The sequence below is a fragment of the Cobetia sp. UIB-001 genome (assembly GCF_044789135.1).
Classification (GTDB): domain Bacteria; phylum Pseudomonadota; class Gammaproteobacteria; order Pseudomonadales; family Halomonadaceae; genus Cobetia; species Cobetia amphilecti.
In genome coordinates this window covers 2,379,571-2,402,763 of record NZ_CP058244.1, presented here as the reverse complement: position 1 = coordinate 2,402,763, position 23,193 = coordinate 2,379,571, and the positions used below count along the sequence as shown (strand labels likewise).

At 63.5% G+C, this 23,193-nt stretch carries 16 protein-coding genes and 2 pseudogenes; 12 read left to right on the top strand and 6 right to left on the bottom strand.

Features of this window, described 5'->3' with window-relative positions:
• Positions 1-178 precede the first annotated feature (178 nt).
• Genes HA399_RS09995 through HA399_RS09980 form a run of 4 tightly spaced genes read left to right on the top strand, consistent with a single transcriptional unit; the run spans position 179 to position 6,248 of the window.
• Complete coding sequence (locus HA399_RS09995; RefSeq protein ID WP_054557186.1) at positions 179-1,585, top strand: cytochrome ubiquinol oxidase subunit I; 1,407 nt, start codon at positions 179-181, stop codon at positions 1,583-1,585.
• Positions 1,586-1,589: 4 nt separating this feature from the next.
• The gene (gene cydB / locus HA399_RS09990; RefSeq protein ID WP_054557187.1) at positions 1,590-2,588 is read left to right on the top strand and encodes a cytochrome d ubiquinol oxidase subunit II; all 999 of its coding nucleotides are present in this window, start codon (positions 1,590-1,592) and stop codon (positions 2,586-2,588) included.
• Positions 2,575-4,422, top strand: coding sequence for a thiol reductant ABC exporter subunit CydD (gene cydD / locus HA399_RS09985; protein WP_404324840.1), 1,848 nt, complete (start codon positions 2,575-2,577; stop codon positions 4,420-4,422). The genes cydB and cydD overlap by 14 nt, the downstream gene beginning before the upstream one ends.
• Positions 4,419-6,248 (top strand): amino acid ABC transporter ATP-binding/permease protein, encoded by a 1,830-nt coding sequence (locus HA399_RS09980; RefSeq protein WP_404324839.1) that lies wholly within the window; start codon positions 4,419-4,421, stop codon positions 6,246-6,248. Before cydD ends, HA399_RS09980 begins: the two co-directional genes overlap by 4 nt.
• 119 nt (positions 6,249-6,367) lie before the next feature.
• On the opposite strand, the gene dkgB is transcribed toward HA399_RS09980, so the two are convergent.
• From dkgB to HA399_RS09960, 4 genes are all read right to left on the bottom strand, one after another.
• Positions 6,368-7,174 carry a 2,5-didehydrogluconate reductase DkgB gene (gene dkgB, locus HA399_RS09975; protein WP_054557189.1) on the bottom strand — a complete coding sequence of 269 codons (807 nt, stop codon included), beginning with the start codon at positions 7,172-7,174 and terminating at the stop codon, positions 6,368-6,370.
• Between the two features lie 157 nt (positions 7,175-7,331).
• Positions 7,332-8,342: an alcohol dehydrogenase catalytic domain-containing protein gene (locus HA399_RS09970; protein ID WP_404324838.1), complete on the bottom strand. Its 1,011-nt coding sequence runs from the start codon at positions 8,340-8,342 to the stop codon at positions 7,332-7,334.
• A 73-nt stretch (positions 8,343-8,415) separates the two neighbouring features.
• Entirely contained in the window at positions 8,416-9,330 is a 915-nt protein-coding gene (locus HA399_RS09965) for a TIGR03571 family LLM class oxidoreductase (protein ID WP_404324837.1), read from the bottom strand.
• A 108-nt stretch (positions 9,331-9,438) separates the two neighbouring features.
• Positions 9,439-10,620, bottom strand: a complete 1,182-nt coding sequence (locus HA399_RS09960; RefSeq protein WP_404324836.1) for an MFS transporter — start codon at positions 10,618-10,620, stop codon at positions 9,439-9,441.
• A gap of 376 nt (positions 10,621-10,996) precedes the next feature.
• Here HA399_RS09960 and HA399_RS09955 point away from each other — a divergent pair, with 376 nt between their 5' ends.
• The 3 genes from HA399_RS09955 to HA399_RS09945 all read left to right on the top strand — a co-directional run bounded on the left by HA399_RS09955 (position 10,997) and on the right by HA399_RS09945 (position 14,278).
• The gene (locus HA399_RS09955) at positions 10,997-11,335 is read left to right on the top strand and encodes a hypothetical protein (protein WP_404324835.1); all 339 of its coding nucleotides are present in this window, start codon (positions 10,997-10,999) and stop codon (positions 11,333-11,335) included.
• 74 nt (positions 11,336-11,409) lie between these two features.
• Positions 11,410-12,831: a sodium:solute symporter gene (locus HA399_RS09950; protein WP_404326956.1), complete on the top strand. Its 1,422-nt coding sequence runs from the start codon at positions 11,410-11,412 to the stop codon at positions 12,829-12,831.
• A 217-nt stretch (positions 12,832-13,048) separates the two neighbouring features.
• Entirely contained in the window at positions 13,049-14,278 is a 1,230-nt protein-coding gene (locus HA399_RS09945; protein ID WP_215822954.1) for a GGDEF domain-containing protein, read from the top strand.
• Between the two features lie 65 nt (positions 14,279-14,343).
• On the opposite strand, the gene HA399_RS09940 is transcribed toward HA399_RS09945, so the two are convergent.
• Complete coding sequence (locus tag HA399_RS09940; RefSeq protein WP_404324834.1) at positions 14,344-15,279, bottom strand: LysR substrate-binding domain-containing protein; 936 nt, start codon at positions 15,277-15,279, stop codon at positions 14,344-14,346.
• Positions 15,280-15,568: 289 nt separating this feature from the next.
• Between HA399_RS09940 and HA399_RS09935 the strand changes: the two genes are divergently transcribed.
• The 5 genes and pseudogenes from HA399_RS09935 to HA399_RS09915 form a co-directional block, all read left to right on the top strand.
• Entirely contained in the window at positions 15,569-16,552 is a 984-nt protein-coding gene (locus HA399_RS09935; protein ID WP_404324833.1) for a DMT family transporter, read from the top strand.
• Between the two features lie 302 nt (positions 16,553-16,854).
• Entirely contained in the window at positions 16,855-17,910 is a 1,056-nt protein-coding gene (locus HA399_RS09930; RefSeq protein ID WP_404324832.1) for a GlxA family transcriptional regulator, read from the top strand.
• Positions 17,911-18,155: 245 nt separating this feature from the next.
• Positions 18,156-18,776, top strand: a pseudogene (locus HA399_RS09925) (trimeric intracellular cation channel family protein); the annotation flags it as partial.
• Positions 18,777-19,191: 415 nt separating this feature from the next.
• Positions 19,192-20,082: a LysR family transcriptional regulator gene (locus tag HA399_RS09920; protein ID WP_404324831.1), complete on the top strand. Its 891-nt coding sequence runs from the start codon at positions 19,192-19,194 to the stop codon at positions 20,080-20,082.
• A gap of 248 nt (positions 20,083-20,330) precedes the next feature.
• Positions 20,331-20,672, top strand: a pseudogene (locus HA399_RS09915) (nuclease-related domain-containing protein); the annotation flags it as partial.
• 1,215 nt (positions 20,673-21,887) lie between these two features.
• Here the strand turns inward: HA399_RS09915 and HA399_RS09910 are convergent.
• Positions 21,888-23,018, bottom strand: a complete 1,131-nt coding sequence (locus tag HA399_RS09910) for an L-dopachrome tautomerase-related protein (RefSeq protein WP_404324830.1) — start codon at positions 23,016-23,018, stop codon at positions 21,888-21,890.
• Positions 23,019-23,193: the final 175 nt, after the last annotated feature.

Sequence of the window (23,193 nt, the reverse complement as noted above, 5' to 3'; positions counted from 1 at the left end):
CACGATAGCCTGGTGTTTTCTATGCTCTTTGGGTCAGCTGGTAGAAAGATGACTGCCATGATCGATGGAGTTTGGTGGTATGCCTTGTCGTCACGGGCCTGACCGTGATATCGCTGCGACTGTGCGTCCCATAACGGGATGAACAGAGTGCAACCCCTGGAGTCCTGAGGAGTCGCCCATGGAACTGGATCCCGTGATCCTGTCACGCATACAGTTCGGATTTGTCGTGTCCTTTCATGCCGTCTTTCCGGTGTTTACCATCGGTCTGGCATCCTATGTGGCCTTGTTGCATGGCCTTTTCTACAAGACAGGCAATGCCGCCTGGGAGCGCCTTGCGGCGTTCTGGGTGAAGGTATTCGCCGTGGTCTTCGCGATGGGCGTGGTCTCCGGCATCGTGATGGCCTTCCAGTTCGGCACCAACTGGAGCAACTTCAGTTATGCCACCTCCAACTTCATCGGCCCGATGCTCAGCTATGAGGTGGTGACCGCCTTCTTCCTTGAAGCCGGCTTCCTCGGCGTGCTGTTGTTCGGGCGTGGCAAGGTGCCGGAAGGCGTCCACCTGTTCGCGGCACTGATGGTGTCATTGGGAACCTTCATCTCCTCCTTCTGGATCCTGTCCTCCAACAGCTGGATGCAGACACCGGCGGGCGTCGACTTCATTGATGGCCACTTCTTCGTGAATGACTGGAGCGCGGCCATCTTCAATGCCTCCTTCCCGTATCGCTTCACGCACATGGCGATCGCCTCGTTCCTGACCGGCGGCTTCGTGGTGGCTGGGGTCAGTGCCTGGTATCTGCTGATCGGACGTGATGTCGAGGCCAACAAGCGCGCGCTGTCGATGTGCATGTGGCTGCTGCTGGTGCTGGCGCCGGCGCAGGCGGTGGTGGGTGACATGCACGGCATCAATACGCTGGAGCATCAGCCGACCAAGGTCGCGGCGATGGAAGGCAACTGGGAGACCCAGTCGGGCGCGCCCTTGCTGCTGTTCGCCTGGCCGGACAAGGAAGCCCAGATGAACCACTTCGAGATCGCGATCCCGAAGCTGGCCAGCCTGATCCTGACCCATGACCCCGATGGCGTGGTGCCGGGCCTCAAGGAGGTCGAGCCCGACATGCAGCCGCCGGTGTGGTTCGTGTTCTGGTCGTTCCGCGTGATGGTGGCGGTGGGGCTGGTGATGATCGCGGTGGCGTTCATCGGCCTGTTCCTGCGTCGCGATGGCAAGCTCTATCGCTCGCGCCCCTTCCTGCAGACGCTGCGCCTGATGTCGATCGCGCCATTCTTCGCCGTGCTGGCCGGCTGGTTCGTCACCGAGGCCGGGCGCTCTCCGTGGCTGGTCTACGAGATGATGACCCAGCAGGAGGCCGTCACGCCGTCACTGACCGGCTGGATGGTGCTTGCCACGCTGATCGGCTACTTCCTGGTCTATCTGGTGGTCTTCGTAACCGGCAGCTACTACCTGACGCGCGTCATCCGTGGCGGCATGCAGCCTGAGCTGCCGCATGACGATGTCGAAACCGCGATGCGCCCGCTGTCCGCCGCGCACGAGAGTCTCGATGATGATGCCAGCCGTACGGTAAGGAGTTGAGCACATGGAACTGATCAATCTGACCATGATCTGGGCGCTGATCATCGGCTTCGGCATCATGATGTACATCCTGATGGATGGCTTCGATCTCGGGGTCGGCATCCTCTATCCCTTCGCCCCGGATGAACACGCCCGTGACGTGATGATGAATTCGGTCGCGCCGGTCTGGGACGGCAATGAAACCTGGCTGGTGCTGGGCGGGGCCGGCTTGCTGGCGGCGTTTCCGGCGGTGTACTCCATTCTGCTGCCGGCGCTGTATCTGGGGGTCTTCCTGATGCTGGCCGGGCTGATCTTCCGCGGGATCGCCTTCGAGTTCCGCTTCAAGTCCACGCGCAATCGGCATTGGTGGAACGTCGCCTTCAGTGGCGGTTCCTACGTGGCGACCTTCTGTCAGGGCGTGGTGGTCGGGGCCTATATCCAGGGCTTTGCCACCGAAGGCCATATCTATGTCGGAGGCGCCTTTGACTGGCTGACCCCCTTCACGGTGATCACCGGGCTCGCGCTGGTGGCGGGCTACGCTCTGCTGGGCGCCACTTGGACCATTCTGAAGAGTGAAGGCGAGGTTCAGGCCTGGGCCTATCGCATCACGCCCAAGCTGCTGATTGCCGTGCTGGTCGGCTTCGGGGTCATCAGCCTCTACACACCGTTCGTCGATGAATACGTGCGCGAGCGCTGGTTCAATCATATCGGCATGTTCTGGGTCTTCCCGGTGCTGGCGCTGTGCTGTGCGGCCTTCATCTGGCGTGCCGTCAGCAAGCGTCTGGAGGGCCAGCCCTTCGTCGCGACCCTGGGACTGTTCCTGTTCACCTATCTGGGGCTGATCTTCAGCAAGTGGCCGTATCTGGTGCCGCCGGACATCACCATCTGGGATGCGGCGTCAGACCCGGGCGCGCAGCTGTTCCTGCTGATCGGCGTACTGTTCGTGATTCCCATCGTGCTGGGCTATACCGCCTGGAGCTACTGGGTCTTCCGCGGCAAGGTGCAGGACGGTGGCTATCACTGATCTCACGCAGGGGGCAGCGCAGGGGGCAGAGCAGGGGGCAGCACAGGAGGCCCCGACCAGCGCCGCTGGCAATGATACGGCGCGCGCCAGCGTCAGCGACGCCAGTGTCACTGGCAAGGAGCGCGACAAGGCCCGACGCAAGGCCGCCGGCAAGTGGCTCACCCAACAGGCGACGCGCGAGCGTCGCCTGTTGGCTATGGCGGCGCTGTGCGGCGCACTGGCGGGGCTGGCAACGGTTGCGCAACTGGTGCTGCTGGCCTGGCTGGTCACCCAGGTGATCGAGCAGCCCGAGGCGTTGGCCCGCCTGTGGTGGCCGTTCGGCGGCCTGGTGGCGCTGCTGGCGGTGCGCGCCCTGCTGAGTGCCGCGCAGGAGCTATGCGCCCAGAAGGCCAGTCAGCGCCTGCGCCAGCGGGTGCGTCGAGAGGTGCTGGATCACCTGCAGGCATTGGGCCCGGTGCGCGCCGCGCAGTTTCATGGCGCCGATGTGGCCCAGCGCTGGGTCGAGCAGGTCGAGGCGCTGGAAGGCTACTTTGCGCGTTTCCACGTGCAGCTGCGCCTGGTATTGATCAGCCCGTTGGTGATTCTGGCCATCGTGGTCAGTCAGGACTGGCTGGCGGCGATTCTTCTCGCGCTGACCGCGCCGCTGATCCCGCTATTCATGGCGCTGGTCGGCATGGGGGCCGAGTCGCTCAATCGCGAGCAGTTCGTCGCGGTCGCGCGCCTGTCGCGCCACTTCGTCGATCGCGTCCGCGGGATCACCACGCTGCGGCTGTTCGGCCTGGGCGAGCAGGCCACGCGCGAGGTCACGCTGGTCGCCGATGATTATCGTCGCCGCAGTCTGCGTACGCTGCGCCTCGCCTTCCTCTCATCAGCGGTACTGGAGTTCTTCTCGTCGGTGTCGATCGCGGTGGTCGCGATCTATATCGGCTTCGGCTTGCTGGGCGACATTCCCTTCGGGCCCGCCCAGTCGCTGACCCTGTTCAGCGGGCTGTTGATCCTGCTGCTGGCACCGGAGTTCTTCCAGCCGCTGCGCACCCTGTCTCAGCACTATCATGATCGCGCCTCGGCCTTGGCCGGCGCGGACTCGCTGCTGGAGCTGCTCGACACGCCCATCGCGTCGGCGCGTCAGGTCTCCACGACTGCGTCGGTCAGTGTCTCGCTGCCCAACGATGTGATGTTGCAGCTGGAGGCCGTCACGCTGACGCATCCCGGGCGGGGCAGGGTGCTTGGCCCGCTGGATCTCACCTTGAAGGCCCACGAGGTGCTGGTGGTCAGCGGCCCGTCCGGGGCCGGCAAGTCATCGTTGTTGCAACTGATGGCGGGATTCGTGGCACCCGATGAAGGCCAATGCCTGCGCCGAGATACCACTGGCCTTGCCTGGATGGATCAACGGCCGCTGCTGATGCAGGGCAGTCTGGCCGACAACCTGCGTATCACCGCGCCAGACGCCAGTGACGATGATATCGCGCAGGCGCTGACGCGCGCCGGCCTTGCCGAGGTGCTGGCCGCCTTACCGCAGGGCATCGATAGCCCGTTGGGCGAAGGTGGGCGCGGCCTGTCCGGCGGCCAGGCCCAGCGTCTGGCGTTGGCGCGGGTCTTCTTGAGCGATGCGCCGCTGGTGTTGCTCGACGAGCCGACCGCCAGTCTGGACGCCGACACCGAACAGCGCCTGATCGCCGGTTTCCAGGCGTTGGCCGAAGAAGGCCGTACGCTGGTCATCGCCACCCACCATCCGGCCTTGAGGGCCATGGCGACGCGTCAGCTGTGCCTGACCCGTGATGGGGTCGTTGGCACCATTGGAGAGACACAGGATGCTGGGGAGGGCGCATCATGATCGGACCCGCTCGCACTCTCGGTCCTGGCTCCACTCCCTCGACGCGCGAGGCGCTGGCCGCGCTGGCGCCCTGGTGGCGAGTGCATGAGCGCTACCGCCGTCGACTGCTGCTGGGCGTGGTGCTGATGACAATGACCGCGCTGTCGGCACTCGGACTGCTGGCGGTCTCGGGGTGGTTCATCACGGCGTCGGCCCTGACGGGGGCGGCGCTGGCTGCCGGCGCCGTCGCCGTGCTGGATGTCTACACGCCGGGCAGCGCGATTCGCCTGTTTGCCGTCTCGCGCACCGTCTCGCGCTATCTGGAGCGTCTCTACAATCACGACACCATCCTGCGACTGCTGGCCAGCCTGCGCGGCAGTGCCTTCGCCTCGCTGGTCAGCATGGACCCCGCGCGGCTGGCAGCCCGGCGTTCCAGTGACTGGCTCAATCGTCTGACCGCGGATATCGACACCCTCGATGCGCTCTATCTGCGTCTGGCGGCACCTCCGGTGATGGCCTTGCTGCTGATCGTGGCGCTGCTGGGTATCACGCTGGTGTGGCTGCCGGGCGCGACGCCGTGGCTGGCGCTCTTGCTGTTGACTGGCTGGGCGTGGCTGACACTCGGGCAGGCACGCTGGGGGCTGGTGGCCAGCCGGCGGCGTGTGACCACTCTCGAGGCGTTGCGCTCAAGCCTGATGGAGGCGCTGCGCGGGCATGCCGAACTCGAGGCCTACGCGGCGCTTGGCCATGTGCGTGAGCAGCTGGAGGCGGTGGAGGCGCGTCTGTTGGCGGACCAATGGCGGCTGGCGGTCATCAGTGCCGTCGGCAATGCGCTGGCCGTGCTGGTGATCGGACTCGCCTGGTTGCTGTTGCTGGTGATGGGCATGCTCGCCCTGCGCGATGGCCAGCTCAGCGGCCCGATGCTGGTGATGCTGCCGCTTGCGGCGATGGCGCTGGGTGAGGGGCTGGCGGGGCTACCGGCGGCCTTCAGTCAGGCCGGGGCGACGCTTGGCGCTGCGGAGCGCCTCAACGATATCGAGCACGCCGCGGGTGTCGTGCATGGCGATGCTCGCCTGTCAGCAGGACCGATCAGCGTCTCGCTGGAGCAGGTCAGCTACCGCTACCCGGGCGCCTTGTTCGAGGCATTTTCAAACGTCTCGCTCACTGTCGAAGCCGGTGAGCAGGTCGCGATCTGTGGCGCCTCCGGCGCTGGCAAGTCGACGCTGGCAGCGCTGCTGACCGGGCAGACCAGCCTGGCCTCCCGCGGCCTGCAGAGCAAACACAATGAACAGCAGAGCAGACGCAATGAAGCGCTGAAAGGGTGTGTTGAAGAGAAGAGCGCAGTGGGTGAACAGCAGAGCGGGCGAGTGTTGCTCAATGGCCGTGAGGTGCATCACTACGCGCCGCTGGCGATTGCCGATGGCGTCGGCTGTCTCACCCAGCAGGTCGATATGTTCGATGCCAGTCTGGCTGATAACCTGCGACTGGGGGCCGCCGACGCCGATGATGCCGCGCTGTGGCGGGTGCTGAACGCGGTGGATCTCGCCGACTGGGTCGCGAGTCTGCCGCAGGGGCTGGCGACACGCGTTGGTGAGGGCGGTCGTCAGGTGTCGGGTGGCCAGGCCCGGCGCATCAGTCTGGCGCGCCTGGCGTTGACCAACCCCGGCCTCGTGCTGCTGGATGAGCCCTTCTCGGGGCTGGATGCCACGACGGCGCAACGCGTCGCGCAGGGTCTCGCTGACTGGCTGGCGGGCAGAACGGTGATCTATCTGCTGCATGAGCATGATCTCGCGGCACCACGCCCCGGCACCGAGGCCGTGACTCGGGTGTGGTGGCTGGACCGCTGAGCATCCATCGGAATCAAATCAAGGCAGGGGAAAACGGAAAAAGCCTCCCGGGCAGGGTGCCCGGGAGGCTTTCTTGTCACTGAACCCGTCGATCAGGTCAGTCAATTGGGCTCAGTCCATCAGTCCCAGTCGGGGGCGATATCCGGGTTGGCGATACGCTCGCCGCGGTCCAGCTCGGCGATCTTGGCCATGTCCTCGCCGGTCAGCGTCAGCGAGAAGGCCTCGATGTTGCTGCGGATGTTCTTCGGCTTGGTGGAGGACGGGAAGGTCACGATGTCCTGCATCTTCAGCCACGCCAGGGCGATCTGCGCCGGGCTGACACCGTGGCGGTCCGCGATGATCTTGAGGGTCTCGTCATCCATCACCTTGCCGACGGCCAGCGGCATGAAGGCGCTGACTTCCAGCCCCAGCTCCTGACACTTGTCGAGCACCTTGCGGTTCTGCAGGAAGGGATGCACCTCGACCTGATTGGTCAGCAGCTCATCACGCCCCAGAATGCCGACGGCGCGTTCCATCTGCTCGCAGGTGAAGTTGGAGATGCCGATATGACGCGTCTTCTCCTCGGCCTTCATCTTGGCGAGCGCCGGCAGGTAGTCCTCCATGGCGACTTCGTCATTGGGTGACGGCCAGTGGATCAACAGCAGGTCGACATAGTCCATCTGGAGCTTCTCGAGGCTTTCCTCGACGCTCTTTTCCAAGTCACCGGGCTGGAGGCGGTCGTACCAGATCTTGGTGGTGACGAACAGCTCGCTGCGTGGGATGCCGCTGTCGGCGAGCACCTGTCCCACTTCGGCTTCGTTGCCGTAGAACTGGGCGGTATCGAAATGACGATAGCCGGCGTCCAGCGCCGCCTTCATGCTCTCACGCAGGGTGTCGCCTTCCAGGCGGAAGGTGCCAAAGCCGGGATTTGGTAGGGTAGTCGACATGCGGTAACTCCTGTTGACGTTCCCGCCGAGTGCGGCGGGGACGTTTCCATGTGTTGTGTCGTGTTTACTGGGGCTGTGAAACTGGCGCGACAATGGCGTGCCTACGCATCAGTCATGTGCCGGTTGCGCAACAATCCCGCGCCGCCCGCCATGCGCCTCATTCGTTAGCCGTGATCACGAATTTCAGGGCGCGACGCTCACCACTCTCCAGTTCGGCGAGGCAGGCCGGCAGCGCCGTGAACGGCTCGATGCAGGGCGCCGGCTGATTCATGGAGCCATCGGCGATCGCTTCGAGCAGGCCTTCACCCGCCTCGACCAGACGTGCCCAATCCTCGTCGTCACCCGCCCAGTGCAGCGCACCCAGCGCGACTTCGTGCTGCGAGATGGCGCGATCGAAGGCCGGCGCGGCCGCCTCCTCCAGACGGTCCTGAATGCAGACGATGTGGCCATTGGCCCCCAGATGGCGGGTCATCTTGTGGGCGTGATCACCATTGACGGTATCGATCACGGCGAAGACCGGCGCGTCCAGCTGCTCGGCGTCCGCAAGCGTCTCGTCGGCGCCCAGCGCCTTGAGGTCCGCGTGGCGCTTCTCGGAGGCAACGCCAATGACGTGGAAGTTGCGCTGTCTGGCCAGCTGGATCAACCAGCGGCCCACGCTGCCGGAGGCGCCGGTGATCAGCAGGCGTCGCCCGGCCTTGATGGGCAGCTTGTCGATGGCAAGCCAGGCGGTCAGCGCCGGGCACGGGAAGGCGGCGGCGTCATTGAAGCCCAGGGTGACGGGCAGACGCATCACGGCGCGCGCCGGCACACGCAGGCGTTTGCTGTAGGTGCCCGGCCCCGCCAGGGTGGTGTGGACCGCGATGCGATCCCCCGGCGATACGTGACTGATATTGGCACCGCAGGCGATCACCTCGCCGGAGGCATCGACGCCGGGAATCTGACCGGCTTGCCACAGCTCACTGTCCATCGCCATGAACTTCCAGTCGACGGGATTGAGGCCGATGGCACGCGTGGCGACCAGTACCTCGCCGTCACCCGGGGCGCCGATGTCCACCTCTGACTGCTCGAGCGCCTCAGGCTCTCCCGGGCCTTGCCATACCCAGGCGGGCGCCCGGGTGGCGCTGTGACTGATGTCTTGCGGGGTGGTGGTCTCTGTGGAATCTGACATGGGATCTCCTTGCAAGCGTGAACAGTGAATCCTTTCCGCCATGGCGGGGCAGATCAGTGTGAACCGTCAGCCCTCATGAGAAGTGCGGCAGCACCTCACGGCCCAGTTCCTCGAGGGTTTCCGTGAGCGGGCGGCGATTGCGACGCAGGTGGAAGCCGATGTGATTCACCCCGGCATCCTGCATGGCCGACAGTTCTTCCATGAGGGCAAGGCGGCCACTCGACAACCCGAAGCGATGACGACGCACCGGGGCGTGCGGGTCTTCTTCCAGGTTGAGGTGGATGAAACTGACGTAGGGTTTGTCACCGGCGACCTGACGCCAGAGCGCCACGCGACGGATGTGGTCCTCCGGTGTGCCCGGGTAGGCCAGCCAGCCGTCCATCTCGCGACCGATCCACTCGGGCGTCTGCTGGGAGAGTCCGGCACTCAACAGCGGCGGACGCGTCGCGGCAGGCAGGATGGCCTGACCTTCGCTCAGGGCGTCGTCCGCCTGGCCCTTGATGACGTCCACCGCGTGACGGAAGGCGGCACCACGGGTCGCGAACTCCTCGCCGAACAGCGGGTATTCCGCCGGTCGGTCGCCACTGGCGACGCCAAGCAGCAGGCGGTCTTCGCTCAGGGCCTGCACGCTGGCGGCGGCCTTTCTCACCAGCCACGGCTGGCGCAGCGGCAGCACCGCGGCGGCAGTACCTAGCAGCAGGTTGTCGGTGTGACTGGCCAGATAGCCCAGGTAGGTGAACAGCTCGAAGACCTGACCGGCATCGCCGAAGGCGGGGTCGAACAGTGGCACGTCACGCAACCAGGCGGCGCGGAAGCCGAGCCTGTCGACCTGGCCGATCAGCTCGGCATGGGCGCGCATGTCAGGCACGCCGAAGGGCGTGGAGGGGGCTCTGTCAGTGTGGACCCAGTCATTGTCGAGGGGCAGTTCGACGCCCAGGGTCAGAGGGCCTTGTGTGAGGCGATCCAGCGGGCGGGTCGGGGAGATCATGGTGGACTCCTTCAACAAGCAGGTGGGTAGACGACGGTGCCCCCGAGCCAGCAGGCTGAGCTGTCGGAATCGGGGGCACGTCGTGATGGCGGGAGGCTTCGCGGCGGATCAGGCGGTCGCGATGGAAGAGGCGTGACGCTTGTCGAGGCGACCGGCCAGCAGGGTCAGCAGCAGGGCGGCGGTGACGATCAGCGCGCCGATCCAGGCGGTGTCTGTCAGTGCCATCCCGGAGACCACCTGGCCACCGACGATGGAGCCCAGTGCGATGCCGATGTTGAAGGCGGCGATGTTGAGGCCGGAGGCCACGTCAACGGCCTGCGGCACGAAGCGTTCGGCCTGCTGCACGACGTAGACCTGCAGGCCCGGCACGTTGCCGAAGGCGAAGGCACCCCAGATCAGGATGGTGATCACGGCGGTGATCGGGTTGGCGGCAGTGAAGGTCAGCATGCCGAGGATGACGATCAGGCCACCGAAGATCAGGGTCAGGGCGCGAATCGGGCCCATGCGGTCGGCCAGCTTGCCGCCCTGGATGTTGCCGATGGCGACCGAGACGCCGTAGACCAGCATGATCAGACTGATGGCGCCTTCATTGAAGCCACTGACGTCCTGCAGCAGCGGGGCCAGATAGGTGAAGGCCGTAAAGGTGCCGCCGTAGCCGAGAATGGTGATCAGGTAGACCAGCAGCAGGCGCGGATGGGTCAGAACCTTGATCTGTTGGGCGAAGGTGGCCGGTACGCTCTTCTTGAGATTGTTGGGCACCAGGATGGCGCTGCCGATCAATGCCAGCACACCGAGGACCGAGACCACGAGGAAGGTGGCGCGCCAGCCGAAGTGCTGACCGATCCAGGTGCCCAGCGGCACGCCGGTGACCAGAGCCACGGTCAGGCCGGTGAACATGATGGCGATCGCACTGGCTTCCTTGTCCTTGCTCACCAGGCTTGTCGCGATGGTGGAGCCGATGGAGAAGAAGACCCCGTGGGCCAGGCCAGTCAGGATGCGCGCCGTGATCAGCGAGCTGTAGCTGGGTGCCTGCCAGGCCAACAGGTTGCCGGCGATGAACAGTGCCATCAGTCCCAGCAGTACCAGCTTGCGATTGAAGCGGCCGGTCATGGCGGTCAGTACAGGGGCGCCGATGGCGACACCGAAGGCATACAGGCTGACCAGCAGGCCAGCGGAAGGCAGAGAGACGCTCAGGTCCTGAGCGATGGTGGGTACCAGTCCGACGATCACGAACTCGGTGGTCCCGATGGCAAAGGCGCTCAATGTCAGCGCCAGCAGGGCAAGGGGCATGGCAGTTCTCCATCAGCAATGGGTGGGTCTTGGATGCTGTGCAGTCTGCCGTGAGATACCTTTGTGATAAACGCACGAAATCATGAAAGACTTTTGCAGTTTTCGTAAAGATTGCCTGTGATGGCGTCTTTCTCCCATCCTTGCAGCGCCTGTCCCTGTCAGCTCGTGTCGCCATCTCGATCTCATGCCAGATGGCGCCACAGGGTGACTCAACAGCGTGATTCAACAGGGGGACTCGACAGGGGGGCTCAACAGGGTGATTCAACCGGGCGACTCAACAGCGGGATTCACCAGGGTGACTCCACAGGGCGGGGCGCAGCGGCTACACTGCGCGCCGAGAATTTTCATTCACTCCCTGTTCACATCGGAGATCGTCTTGGCCGCGCCTGACACCCCGTCTTCCTCTCAGCCTGATGCCCGGACTGCAGAGACTCCCTGCTCCTTGCCGCGCCTCGTCGTGCCCTCGACCTGGCGGGGCTGGAGCCTGCTGGTGATCTTCCTGCTGCTGGTCGTGATGGGCATCTGGCCGGTGATCGGCTGGATCAACCAGCAGACTCTGTTGTGGGGCATGCCGTCCTTGATCATCTGGAGTTACCTGATCATCTTCGCCTGCAGTGGCGCGATGCTGTTGGGCAATTGCCTGTTGCGCCGTCGCCACGGCGCAGACCCACTGTCGAAAGCGCCCGCTGGCGAAAGAGACGGAGGCGCCGCGTGATTGATCCGCATGCCTTTTCGTCCGTGCATGACAGCGTGCCATTGCTGGTCACCCTGGGGTATGTCGTCCTCGCCATGGCCATCGGTCTCGGCGCGCGGGGTGGCCGCCGCATGGACACGCTGGAGCAGTGGGGAGTCGCCGGGCGCTCGATGGGGCCCGTGACACTCTATCTGTTGATTGCCGCCGGCAGCGTCAGTGCCTACACCTTCATGGGCGCGCCGGGCTGGGCCTACAGCAAGGGCGTGCCGGTGTTCTATGTCGCCATCTATCTGGCCTATCTGGCGCTGGTGGCCTGGTACTTCGGTCCCAAGGTGTGGAAGTTCGGCGAGCAGTTCGGGCATGTCACCCAGGCAAGCGCGATCGCGGACCGCTATCAGAGCCCTCTGCTGGGCGCGCTGTCGGCGCTGGTGATGTCGATTGCCTCCATCGCCTACGCGGTCCTGCAGACCATCGGCTCGGCCTACATCCTGCTGGTGATGAGCGGCGGGCGCATTCCGCTCTGGGCTGGCGTGTTGTTGGTGCTCAGCGCGATCGCCGTCTATCTGTTCGTCAGCGGCCAGCGCGCCATCGGGCGCACCAATGCCTTCCAGGGCGTGTTGATGCTGGTCGTTGCCTGGGTGATCGGCCTGTGGGCGGCCTATCTCTCCACCGGCGAATGGGGCTTCAGTGGCGTGTTCACGCGTCTTGAGGCCAGCCATCCGGAGTATCTGAGCCTGCCCGGCGCCGGCGGCGACATGAGCTTCAGCTTCTGGACCACCTCGATCATCGTCTCGATGCTGTCCTTCATGCCGCCGGTATGGACGCAATGGATGAGCGCCGCCTCCGCCGGCACCATCCGTCGCAGTGCCAGCTGGCTGCCGACCTACTATGTGGTGATCCTGCCGCTGGTGGTGGTCGGCTTCATCGGTATCTACAGCCTGCCGGAGCTTGAGCGCGCCGACACCGTGGTGCTCGAATACGCGATGGCCAACATGCCGGTCTGGCTGGTGGGCCTGTTGGGCGCGGGCACGCTGGCGGCCTCGATGTCCTCCAGCGAGCCCTTCATTCACTCGGTGGCCCTGAGCCTGAGTCGTGATGTGCTGCAGCCGGGCCTCAAGCTTGATGACCAGCGCGCTGGCAAGCTGGCGCGCTGGCTGATCTTCCCGGTGATGTTCCTGGTCGTGGCACCCCTGGCGATCTGGGAGCCGGGCAATCTGGTGATGATCCTCTTGATCGGGCTGGGCTTTGCCTCTCAGGTCTTGCCGGCATTTGTGGGCATGTTCTTCTGGCCGCGCGCCTCGGCGGCAGGTGTCATCAGCGGCATCAGTGCCGGCTTCGTGGTCACGGTGCTGTTTACCGTCGTATGGCCGCATCCGCTGGGCCTGCATGCCGGTTTCTGGGGGCTGATGCTCAACCTGCCGGTCTTCGTGCTGGTGTCATTGCTGACACGGCCGGTGGATGAGGCGGTGACGTTGCGCTTCTTCCGCATCGCCGCCCCCTGGAGTCTCAAGCGCTGAGATTGCGCAGGGAAGATCGCGAGCGGAGTGCTGTCGGGGGCATCACTCCGCTCTGATAATCGAGCGTTTAGCGCGACCAAACAGTTGTCTGAAATTTGGACAAGCGTTTGACAAGGTTGTGAACGATTGTCACGTTTGCGCCCGAGCACTTATTGATCCGTGTCGCCTTGTATAGAGTGAGATCATTGATTGGCTGTCCTCAAGGGAGGGGACGTGAATGAATGATCTGATGGTGCAGGTGGACAGACAGATACAGCGTGAGGGCGGTCTGGGAGTGCATTTCCCGGCCGAGATAGAAGCGCGCTTCGAGCACGATATCCATGTCGCGCGCAGCCACAAGCTTGCCTGCATGGGCGCGGTGGCGATCAGTATCTATGTGCTGTTTCTGCTCAATGACTGGCGCTTTCGCCCAGACCACATGCTGGAGGCCATCGTCATTCGCGTCGGGGTCATGACGCCCATCGCCCTGATCTGCATCTACCTGCTCAAGCGGGGTGTCTCGCCGGTACTGCGTGAGATGTTGATGACTGCGCTGGTGTGCTTCGCGATGATCTTCACGGCCCTGTTGATCCAGTTGTCAGTCTCGCCACATTCCTTTCTCGACCTGTTCGCACTCGGCCTGATCGTGCTGGTGGGCAATGTCCTGTTTCAGCTGCGCTTCTGGTATGCCCTGTGCTCTTCGGCCTTCCATTTCGGCGTGATGCTGTATCTGGTCAATGCCCATCCTGCGCCCTATGCCTCGGCGGGTTTCATGGCGTTGATGGTGTTTCTGTCCATCACGCTGTTTTCGATCATTTCCAATCTGCGCAGTGAAAAGGCCGAGCGCCTTTCCTACCTGTTGTTGCTGCGTGAGCAGCTCAGGGTCGAGGAGTTCACCGAGAAGAATGAAGAGTTCCGACGCCTGGCCTCGATCGATCCCTTGACCGAAGTCTATAACCGGCGTCACTTCGACAGTCTCGTGAGCTCCCTGCTCGGCAAGCAGGTCGACAGTCGGCTTCAATACGGCGTGGCCATGATCGATGTCGACCATTTCAAGGCCTACAACGACCATTACGGCCACGTGAAAGGGGACCTGTGCCTCAAGCGTATCGCGACGGCAATCTTTGAAAGCGTGCACCCCGATGTCGATATCGTGGCGCGTTTCGGGGGCGAGGAGTTCGTGGTGCTGCTGCCATCCTGTACGCCGCAACAGGCGTTGGCGCGCGCAGAAGAGATTCGCCGCCATGTTCGCGACCTGGCGCTACCGCATGGGGGGAGTTCACGCCATGGCATCGCCACCATCAGCATCGGGGTCTCGGCCGCCGGCACCGGCCAGGGCTGCAGCTTCGAGACCATACTCAAGCAGGCGGATGAGGCGCTTTATCGTGCCAAGGCCTCGGGGCGTGATCGCTGCGAGCTGTTTGCTCAGCAGGATCAGCAGGCGCTGGGCCGCGCCTTCGCCGGCTAGCGCCGGGGTGTCGTCGTGGTGGTGTCGTTGTGGAGTCTGGGTCGAGCGCGCAAGAGGGCGTGCGCTCATGTCTCGTGTGACAGCCCCAGCTGCTGGCGAAGCCACGGCAGCATGATCTGCTCTGCCTGATGTGCCCGTGCGCCGGGATAGACCAGATAGAATCCCTGGCCCTGATTCGGCAGGCCACACAGGGTGACCAGTTGCCCCTTCGCGATGCCTTCCGCCGCCATCAGGCGCGGTGTCAGCGCGATACCCTGATCCGCCAGAGCGGCATCGATCGCGAGACTGGTGTGATTGACCCAGAGGCGATCGGCCTTCTCAAGCCCCGAGAAGTGCGCCGCAAAGGTATGCCACCCCTGATGACTGTCCTCGATCAATACGCTGCCGCGCATATCGAGCCTATCCAGTCGCTCGCCCAGCTGTTCCCGATAGCCGGGACTGCAGACGGCGATACGCTCAAGCCCCGTCAACCATATCGCCTTGAGTCCGGCGTCATGCTGGCCATAGCCCTGGCGTATGGCGAGATCGATCCCGTCCTGATGCAGATTCGAAAGTCCTTCGCTTGCGTGTACCCGCAGTTGCCATTCGGGATGTGCGTGGCGAAAGCTTGCCAGGCGGGGCATCAGCCACTTGGCGGCAAAGGAGGGCGGTACGCTCAATGACAGGGTGGTGTCAGCGGGGTCATGGCTGGCATCGCGCACGGCCTTGTCGATGTTGCCCAGCGCTAGGGCGATCTGCTCATGGAAGCGCTGGCCCGCGTGAGTCAATGCCAAACCACGCGGTAGACGATGGAAAAGCTTTACTCCAAGCTGTGTTTCCAGCTCGCGTACACGCTGCGCCACGGCGCTCTGGGTGAGCGACAGCTCTTGCGCCGCGCGGCGAAAGTTGAGATTGCGCGCTGCCGCATCAAAGGCCGGCAGCGCGCCCAGGCGCAGTTTCGTGTTCAGGTTCTTGCTCATGTTCTTGCTCACGTTCAGGGGCGTGCTCATGTTCAGGCGCATGTCATGCTCATGCTCAGAGCCATGCTCATGTAAGCGCCATGGGCGCTTGGCCGGCAGGGGGCGACGATGCCCCTCCGGCGCCAGCACGCTATCTGAGCGGGAAGCCGGCGCACCGCGCGTGTCGCCTGATGGCACGAGAGTGAAAATTTTCTACAGGGTAATGCAAATAATGCCCGCTTGTCGCGACGCGGAGCACAGCCGAACATGGCGCTATCGGCCTCACACGGCGCTATCGCTAAGGGCACCATGTGGTTGGCGCCCCAAGTATCCTCGCCACAAGGAGTACCCCATGCCTCGCTCACGATTCTCGGCACATCTTGCCTTTCTGGCGCTCGGTACCATCTGGGGCAGCAACTTCCTGTTCATGAAATGGGCGGCGGAGTGGATCACCCCGGGTCAGGTGACCCTGCTGCGTGTCGTGGCAGGCTTCATCCCCCTGGCCCTCTATGCTGCCTGCCAGGGCGTTCTGCACCGGACGCACTGGCGCCATCTGCACCACTTCGTTGTCATGGCCCTGCTGGCGACGGCGCTGTACTACCTGGCATTCGCCTATGGCAGTTCGGTATTGCTGTCGAGTGTCGCGGGCATGCTCAGCGGCGCCATCCCGCTCTTCACCTTCGTGGCGGCGGCCTTGTTCCTGCGCAACGAGCCGATCAATGCACGTTCGATCACCGCCACCTTGCTCGGCATCATTGGTATCGCGCTGATTGCCCGCCCATGGCAGGGGCTGCAGGCGGATGTCTCGCTGGCGGGCGTGGCCGCCATGCTCGGCGGCGCGATGTGTGTCGGCTTGTCATTCGTCTATGCCAAGCGCTTCGTGATGCCGTTGGCGATCCCTTCGCTGGCCCTGGCTACCTATCAGACGGGGATTGCCACTCTGCTGCTGCTCGCTGTCATTGATCTTGAGGGTATCCTGGCGCTGAGCAACGACGGCGTTGCCTTGACCGGGCTGGTAATCGGCCTCGGGGTGTTGGGAACCGGCGTGGCCTATGTGCTTTATTACTTCATCGTCGGCGAACTTGGTGCCATCAAGGCCTCTGGCGTGACCTACCTGCCCCCGGTGGTTGCCGTCATCATCGGTGTGCTGCTGATAGGAGAGCCCATTCGCGGACTCGACCTGCTGGCAATGGCGATCATTCTGGTAGGCGTCATCCTGTTGCAATCCGCGCGTCAGAAGCAGGAGGTTGCGCCTCCCAAGGCAGGCGACAGCGAGACTGAACAGGTATTGCCTCGCTCAGGCGGCCTCGAGGCCTCGAATCACTCGGCGCGATGATCAACACCTGGGATCATGACTGAGGCCGCAGCAGAGAAGCACGACTGAGCATCGCAACTGTAGCTCGCGATAGTGATGGGGAATGATCCAACGCCTGATGCTGCACCCTGCCTGTGAGCGGGGTGCAGCATCATGTTTCAACCGGTGTGACCTGTCTCAACCCTGTGCCACTTACCTCGAATGCCTGACACGGGTAAGGTTGAGGCAAATGGCCACAGGTTGATGAAATTTGCCTCATGTCTGAACCGCAGTCCGACCCCTCTGAATTCTCTGGGCTTTCAGAACAGCCCGCGCCATCCCGCATGCTTCCTCTAGCGACGGCGTCGGAGCCCCTCTCTGCGCCGTATCCGCGCCCGGATTCACCGCCGCTGCTGGCACCGGGGGCCGCCGAGCACACGCTGAATGTCTGGTTGGTGCCGCGCTTCTCGATGTTGACGTTGTTCTGCCTGCTGGAACCGCTACGGGTCGCCAATCGCTTCGGACGGCCGCTGTTCGCCTGGCGTCTGCTGTCCAGTGATGGCGAGGCTGTCGTGGCTAGCAATGGCGTGCGCATCGACGTCGATGGTGCCTTGTCGTCTCTGGTCAATGAGCCGTCGTCGGGTTGCCAGAGTGAGGCGCAGACGCGCTTGATGGTGGTGTCATCCTACGGGCCGGAAGTCAGCGTCGGCAGCCAGGCGCGTGGCGTGATTCGTCATCTGGCAGCCCATGGCGCCTGGCTGGGAGGGTTGGATACCGCCCCCTTCATTCTGGCGCGCGCCGGGGTGCTCGCCGGTCATCGGGTCGCCCTGCACTGGGAGAGCGTCCCGGCCTTTCGCGAGGAATTCCCTCAACTCGAGATCAGTCAGGCCGACTATGAATGGCAGGGCGAGCGGCTGACGGGCTCTGGCGGCGCGGCCAGTATCGACATGATGCTGGCGTGGATCGAGTTTCTGTACGGGCCGTCGCTGGCGGACGCCGTCGGGCGGCAGCTGGTGCATCAGCGCGGGCATCTGGCGTCGCCTGCTGCTGTCAGTACTCGAGACGATTCGCTGCCACGCAGTGTGGTCAAGGCGCTGGCCGTGATGGAGGCTAATCTTGCCCAGGAGCTCTCGATCCCCGACATCTGCCGTCTGGTCGGTCAATCCCAGCGCCAGTTGACGCGTCTGTTCATGGCGCATTTTGAGGAAACGCCCAAGCAGCGCTATCTCGGCATGCGCCTGGATCATGCACGGTGCGTATTGGCCGACAGCAGTCGCAGCGTCTCCCAGGCGGCCCTCGGCGTCGGGTTCACGCATCTGGCGCACTTCTCGCGTGCCTATCGTCAACGATTCGGTGAGCCGCCCAGCGCGACCGCCCGCCGTGGTCAGGCCACGCCCTGAGGCGGGTCATTATCCTGCGCCCCTCAAGGCGGCGCGGATGACGTCGAGGGCGCAAAAAGAGCCGCAAAAGGGAGTATGATCGCGCCGCTGCGCCGCTGCGCCGCTGCGCCGCTGCGCCGCTGCGCCGCTGCGCCGAAACGCCATCGCAGCAGACGACTTGGCAGAAGAGGCCATCAGGGTTCGCGACAAGCATATACGCCATTGTTTCATGCGCACGCCAGCGCACTGCAGGAGGCTTCACGAGAATGAACTGGATAACCTGGCTCGATCTGGCCGGTGTGATGATCTTTGCCCTGACCGGTGTCGTCGTGGCGTGCCGTTCACGCATGGACCCGATCGGCATGCTGGTGCTGGGTGCCGTGACCGGTATCGGCGGCGGTACGCTGCGTGATCTCGTGCTGGGAATCGGCCCGGTGTTCTGGGTCGAGCAGCCGATCTATCTGTGGGTCATTCTGTTGACGGTACTGGTGGCGACGCTCGGCTTTCACTATATCCACCGCCTGACGCGGGTTTTCCTGCCGGTCACCGATGCCTTCGGGTTGGCGCTGTTTACGGTATTGGGTGCGCACAAGGCGCGCATGCTGGGCGTGGATGGCATCGTGGCCGTCTTGATGGGCACCATGAGCGGCGTGGCGGGTGGCATGATCCGCGATGTGCTCGCGCGCCGTGTGCCGATGGTGTTGCGTCAGGAAATCTATGCCTCGGCGTCGCTGGCGGGTGGCATTCTCTATATCGCGCTTCTCGAGGCGGGCGTTGGCCCGGCGTGGGCCACCGGCGCTGCCATCTTGCTGATACTGGCGATTCGCCTGCCGGCGATCTATTGGCATCTGACCTTGCCGACCTTTGCCTGGGTGATCATCCCGCCACCCCCGCTGGCTTCGCAAGACAGTGGCCAGAGGCATGATCAGGCCCCGTCGGGGGCAGCGGGCACGGGCGGGGAGAGTCGCGAGGGTGCGCACGCCGCGCCAGATGGCAGGCCTCGTCAGCGCTCGGAATTCGCGACGACGCTGGGCGGCTCGATCGGTGCCAGTGATGTCTCGCCCTCAGGTCAGCTGGAGACACCGCCGGCGCCTCCGTCATTGCCGCGGCGCACCCCCAAGGCACGGGTCAGGATGCTGCGCCCCGGCGAACGCCGCCGTGGTGGGCTCTAGGCGACATCCTTTTGCTGAGTGATTTGACCGGCAAGCAATATTGAAAAAGTGATCATGAAGCGCATCATTATTGTGATTTCTGCAAAGATGCATGGGACCATGCATCTTGCACTTTCAAGGAGATCACAGCATGCGCAGCCGTTCGGATGACCTCGAGTTGCTACTGGCCGTGGTGGATAGCGGGGGCTTCAGCGCCGCCGCCAATCGGTTGAACATTCCGGTGGCCAAGGTATCGCGGGCCATCCAGCGCCTGGAGGGTGAGCTGGAAACGCCGCTGCTGAATCGCACCACACGCAGCGTGGCACTGACCGATGAGGGACGCGGCTTCGTCGAGCGAGTACGTGAGGGCTTGTTGCTGCTCGGCAGTGCCGAAGAGGCCCTGTTGCAGCAGCGCGATCAGCCCAGCGGGCGGCTGCGCGTCGATGCCGCGAGCCCCTTCGTGCTGCATCAGCTGGTACCGCTGGTCGCGGAGTTCTCACGCAGCTATCCCGGCATCGCGCTGGAGCTGTCTGCCGCCGATGACATCATCAACCTGCTGGAACAGCGTACCGATGTGGCCATCCGCATCGGCGAGCTGGATGACTCCACGCTGCACGCCAAGGTGCTGGGGCGCTCCACGCTGCATCTGGTCGCAAGCCCCGCCTATCTGGCCGAGCATGGCGTGCCGTCCAGTGTCGCGGCGCTGCAGACCCATCAGCTGCTGGGGTTCCTGCCTCCCAGTCGTCTCAATCGCTGGCCGCTCAAGGGTGCAGCACAGGGCTTTGACACGACACCTCATCTGCCGACCACCAGTGGCGAAGTCATGCGTCAGCTGTGCCTGGCGGGGCATGGTATCGCGCTTATCTCGCACTTCATGCTGGGCAATGACCTCAAGACCGGCGCTCTGGTGGAAGTGTTGCCCGGCCAGATCCAGAGCCCCAATCCCCGCGAGCAGATCCAGGCGGTCTATTACCGCAACAGTACGCTGTCGCCGCGCATCAGCGCCTTCGTCGAGTTTCTCGCCACCCGCCTGACGCTGTGAGTGGCTGATGTCTGGCGCCCCAGATTTGCCCTGACAACAGCGGATAAAGTGGCTCGGATATGTCTTGGCGCAGAGTTTTAACGATTATCCCGCTCCAGAAACATGACAGTGGAGTCGGGCTGATTTAAATAAAGTTTATAATCTATTGATGAAATCTGTTTATTGACGCATGTTGCATGGCGTATTTCACGGGCAATAGCGATATATTGGGCTGACAAACATGTAATCAGCGCTTCAGGGACGAGCAGATGATAGCCAAGGAAAAAGAGGCCTACAGTGGCGACGATGAGCGCGCCAGGTACGGTCACCGCCAGGAAGAGGATGTGGCCTTCCACCTACGGCGTGCCTTCGGGGACGACCCCGAGGTCGTGATCTTCAATGATCTGCGACTGAAACACGGTGAGGAGAATGCCCAGATCGATCATCTGGTCATGCATCCCTTCGGCTTCATCATCATCGAGTCGAAAAGCATCACTGGTGAAGTCAGGGTCAATGCGGCAGGTGAATGGCAGCGCAGCTATCGGGGCAATTGGTCTGGGCTCAAGTCACCACTGCGTCAGGCGGAATTGCAGCAGGATATTCTCAAGCGCCTGTTGATCGAGCATCGCACTCGCTTGATGAACAAGACCTTGGGGCTGCAAGGCGGCTTTGCCGGTCGACAATGGAAAGTGCTGTGCGCCGTCTCGAGCAATGCCATCGTGCACCGTGACGATATGGCCAAGGGGGTCTCGGCTCAGGTGGTGAAGCCGGAGTTTCTCCACGAGCAGGTCAGTGGCCTGATCGGGGCGCGGTCGATGGTCAAGCGTGCCTTGCTGTTCGATACGCGTCCGGAGTTCACCAAGGATGAGCTTGAGCGTGTCAGCGAGTTCCTGCTCAAGCAGGACGCTCGTTCGCGTCGCGCGCATGCCGTCGAGACCGTCCGCCGCGAGGTGAGTCGTCGCCCGCAGCCGGCAGCGAAGACGCCAGACGCCGCTGGCAATGCCGCGAGTCGATGGGCGATCAATGAGGGGGGTATCCGTGAATCTGACAGCAAAGCCCTCGCCAACAAAGACCTCGCTAACAAAGATCTCGGTAACAACGGCGCGGGCTACAGTGCTCATGGCGGCAATGGCATTGGCGACAATGCGCCTGGCAGCAATGGGCGTGGCGAACAGGAGCGCGGCAGCCAGGAGCGCTGTAAACAGAAGCAGCGCGCCATGGCCAGACAGGAAGGCGATTCGAGTGCAGTGGCAGTTGCCGCCCCCGCCGCAACGGCAGTCAATGAGGCGAAGGCAAGCGCCGAGAGCGTCGCTAAGCCAAAAGCTGAAACCAGAGCCGAAACACCAGCGCCGCCAGCCGAGGTACCTGTCGGGTCGCCAGTGCCTGAAGCGTGTCTGGCCTCGCCACAGTTGAGCGAGCATCTCGACAGAATTACAGCACGCCTGAAGGCTTCGGCCACCACGCCAGCGCCACCGGAAGTGCGAGTCCAGTGCCAGAAATGTCAGGAAAAAGATGCACTGCTGGGGCGTTACGGCCCCTACGGCTATTACGTCAAATGTCAGGTCTGCAACGCCAATACATCACTCAAGCAGGGCTGTCCGGCCTGCGAGCATCACAGCGTACGCCTGAGCAAGTCCGGGGCGGTCTACTCGGGGCATTGCCCGCAATGTGAGCACGAGTTCGTGATATTCCGACAGCCCGAGACAGCCCGATTGATGTGGTGCCTTGCAGAACGACAACGCCCGCATTCCTTTAACAGGAACGCGGGCGTTGTCGTTCAGAGGGTCGACTCGATGGACCTCTCTATAGCCGACTCAATTGTCGATTCAATTATCGACGGGCCAGACCTTGAAGATACGGTACGGCGCCTGGCCACTGTCCTTGCCGTCATTGAAGGGCGGCGTGCTGTCCAGCTGATTGACGGTGACATAGAGCCAACCGTCGGGCGCCATGCGCACGCCATCCGGCCAGTCGAGACGCTCATCGCGCACCAGCGGTGTCAGTTTGCCATCGGCGCTCAGCACATCTAGCCCATGCTGATTGAGGTTGGTGAAGTAGTGGGTGCCCCCAGCGGTATCCGCGCCGTCGGAAACGGGCTTGTCGCCGACGCGGGTGATGGCAGCGGCAATGGTGGCGTGATCGGCGCCTTCGCGCAGCAGTCTGGCCGGTACGCTGTACCAGCTGTGGCCGGTCATGGCGCCGAAGAAGACTGTCTCGCCATCGCCGGACAGGGTGATCGGGTCGACGCCGACCTTGGCAGGCTTGCCATTGAAATGGACGTCCTTGCCATCGATCTTGAGCGTGGCACCGGGTTCTGCCTCAAGCGCCGGATGCTCGCTGAAGCGGGTGGCCTCGCCGCTCTCCAGGTCGACGGTGATCAAGCCCGGATTGGCGATGTCTGCCAGATAGGCCACGCCGCGGCTGCGGTCCACTGCCAGGTCCTGCACGAAGCTGCCCTCGGGGGCGATATTCGCAGGCAGAGTCAGCTTGGTAATCAGCTTGCCAGAGGCAATATCGAAGCCCCACAGGCGGGTCTTGCCCAGATGCAGCCCCATGTCGGTGATCCACAGACCGCCCTGGCCATCCTGATAGATGCCCAGCGGGGAATCGATGGTGGCGTCGCCGTAGCGGCCGGCATGCGTCTGCAAGGCGGGGGAGGGCCAGGCGCGATAGCTGTTCTGGCCGGTGATCTCGACCAGCTGCACGTCGTGATCCCCATCCATCGGGTGGATGGTGGCGAAGACCTGCCCATTGGGCGTCACCGCCACATTGCCGGGGCGAATCTGCATGACGGCGACAGAGCGCATTTCACCGTAGGCAGGCCCGGCCTTGAGCGCTGAGGTGGTGGCCGGCAGGGTCGTATGGCCGTTGGCGCAGCCCGTGAGCAAACTACTGACCAGGGCGATGGCACCCAGAAACCGAGGGGAGCGTTTGACGCCAATGACTGCTGTGTACATCGATGCTTCCTTGTTGCTGTGAAGATAGCGCGCGGCATGCCACGAAACCTCCAGGCATGTCCGGCTTGGGAGCGAATGAGTCCCAGGCCTGGGCGGGGGTGAGGTTGTCATGTCCCCGCGATGGTCCACCTTGTGCATGCCAGCGACTCTGCACAAGTTCATACAATAAAGCAAT

Bases quoted from the DNA above. Each gene is read 5' to 3' on its own strand.
- HA399_RS09995 (WP_054557186.1), top strand. From the start codon at position 179: ATGGAACTGGATCCCGTGATCCTGTCACGCATACAGTTCGGATTTGTC.
- cydB (WP_054557187.1), top strand. From the start codon at position 1,590: ATGGAACTGATCAATCTGACCATGATCTGGGCGCTGATCATCGGCTTC.
- HA399_RS09980 (WP_404324839.1), top strand. From the start codon at position 4,419: ATGATCGGACCCGCTCGCACTCTCGGTCCTGGCTCCACTCCCTCGACG.
- dkgB (WP_054557189.1), bottom strand. From the start codon at position 7,174: ATGTCGACTACCCTACCAAATCCCGGCTTTGGCACCTTCCGCCTGGAA.
- HA399_RS09970 (WP_404324838.1), bottom strand. From the start codon at position 8,342: ATGTCAGATTCCACAGAGACCACCACCCCGCAAGACATCAGTCACAGC.
- HA399_RS09965 (WP_404324837.1), bottom strand. From the start codon at position 9,330: ATGATCTCCCCGACCCGCCCGCTGGATCGCCTCACACAAGGCCCTCTG.
- HA399_RS09960 (WP_404324836.1), bottom strand. From the start codon at position 10,620: ATGCCCCTTGCCCTGCTGGCGCTGACATTGAGCGCCTTTGCCATCGGG.
- HA399_RS09950 (WP_404326956.1), top strand. From the start codon at position 11,410: ATGGCCATCGGTCTCGGCGCGCGGGGTGGCCGCCGCATGGACACGCTG.
- HA399_RS09945 (WP_215822954.1), top strand. From the start codon at position 13,049: ATGAATGATCTGATGGTGCAGGTGGACAGACAGATACAGCGTGAGGGC.
- HA399_RS09940 (WP_404324834.1), bottom strand. From the start codon at position 15,279: ATGCGCCTGAACATGAGCACGCCCCTGAACGTGAGCAAGAACATGAGC.
- HA399_RS09935 (WP_404324833.1), top strand. From the start codon at position 15,569: ATGCCTCGCTCACGATTCTCGGCACATCTTGCCTTTCTGGCGCTCGGT.
- HA399_RS09930 (WP_404324832.1), top strand. From the start codon at position 16,855: ATGCTTCCTCTAGCGACGGCGTCGGAGCCCCTCTCTGCGCCGTATCCG.
- HA399_RS09920 (WP_404324831.1), top strand. From the start codon at position 19,192: ATGCGCAGCCGTTCGGATGACCTCGAGTTGCTACTGGCCGTGGTGGAT.
- HA399_RS09910 (WP_404324830.1), bottom strand. From the start codon at position 23,018: ATGTACACAGCAGTCATTGGCGTCAAACGCTCCCCTCGGTTTCTGGGT.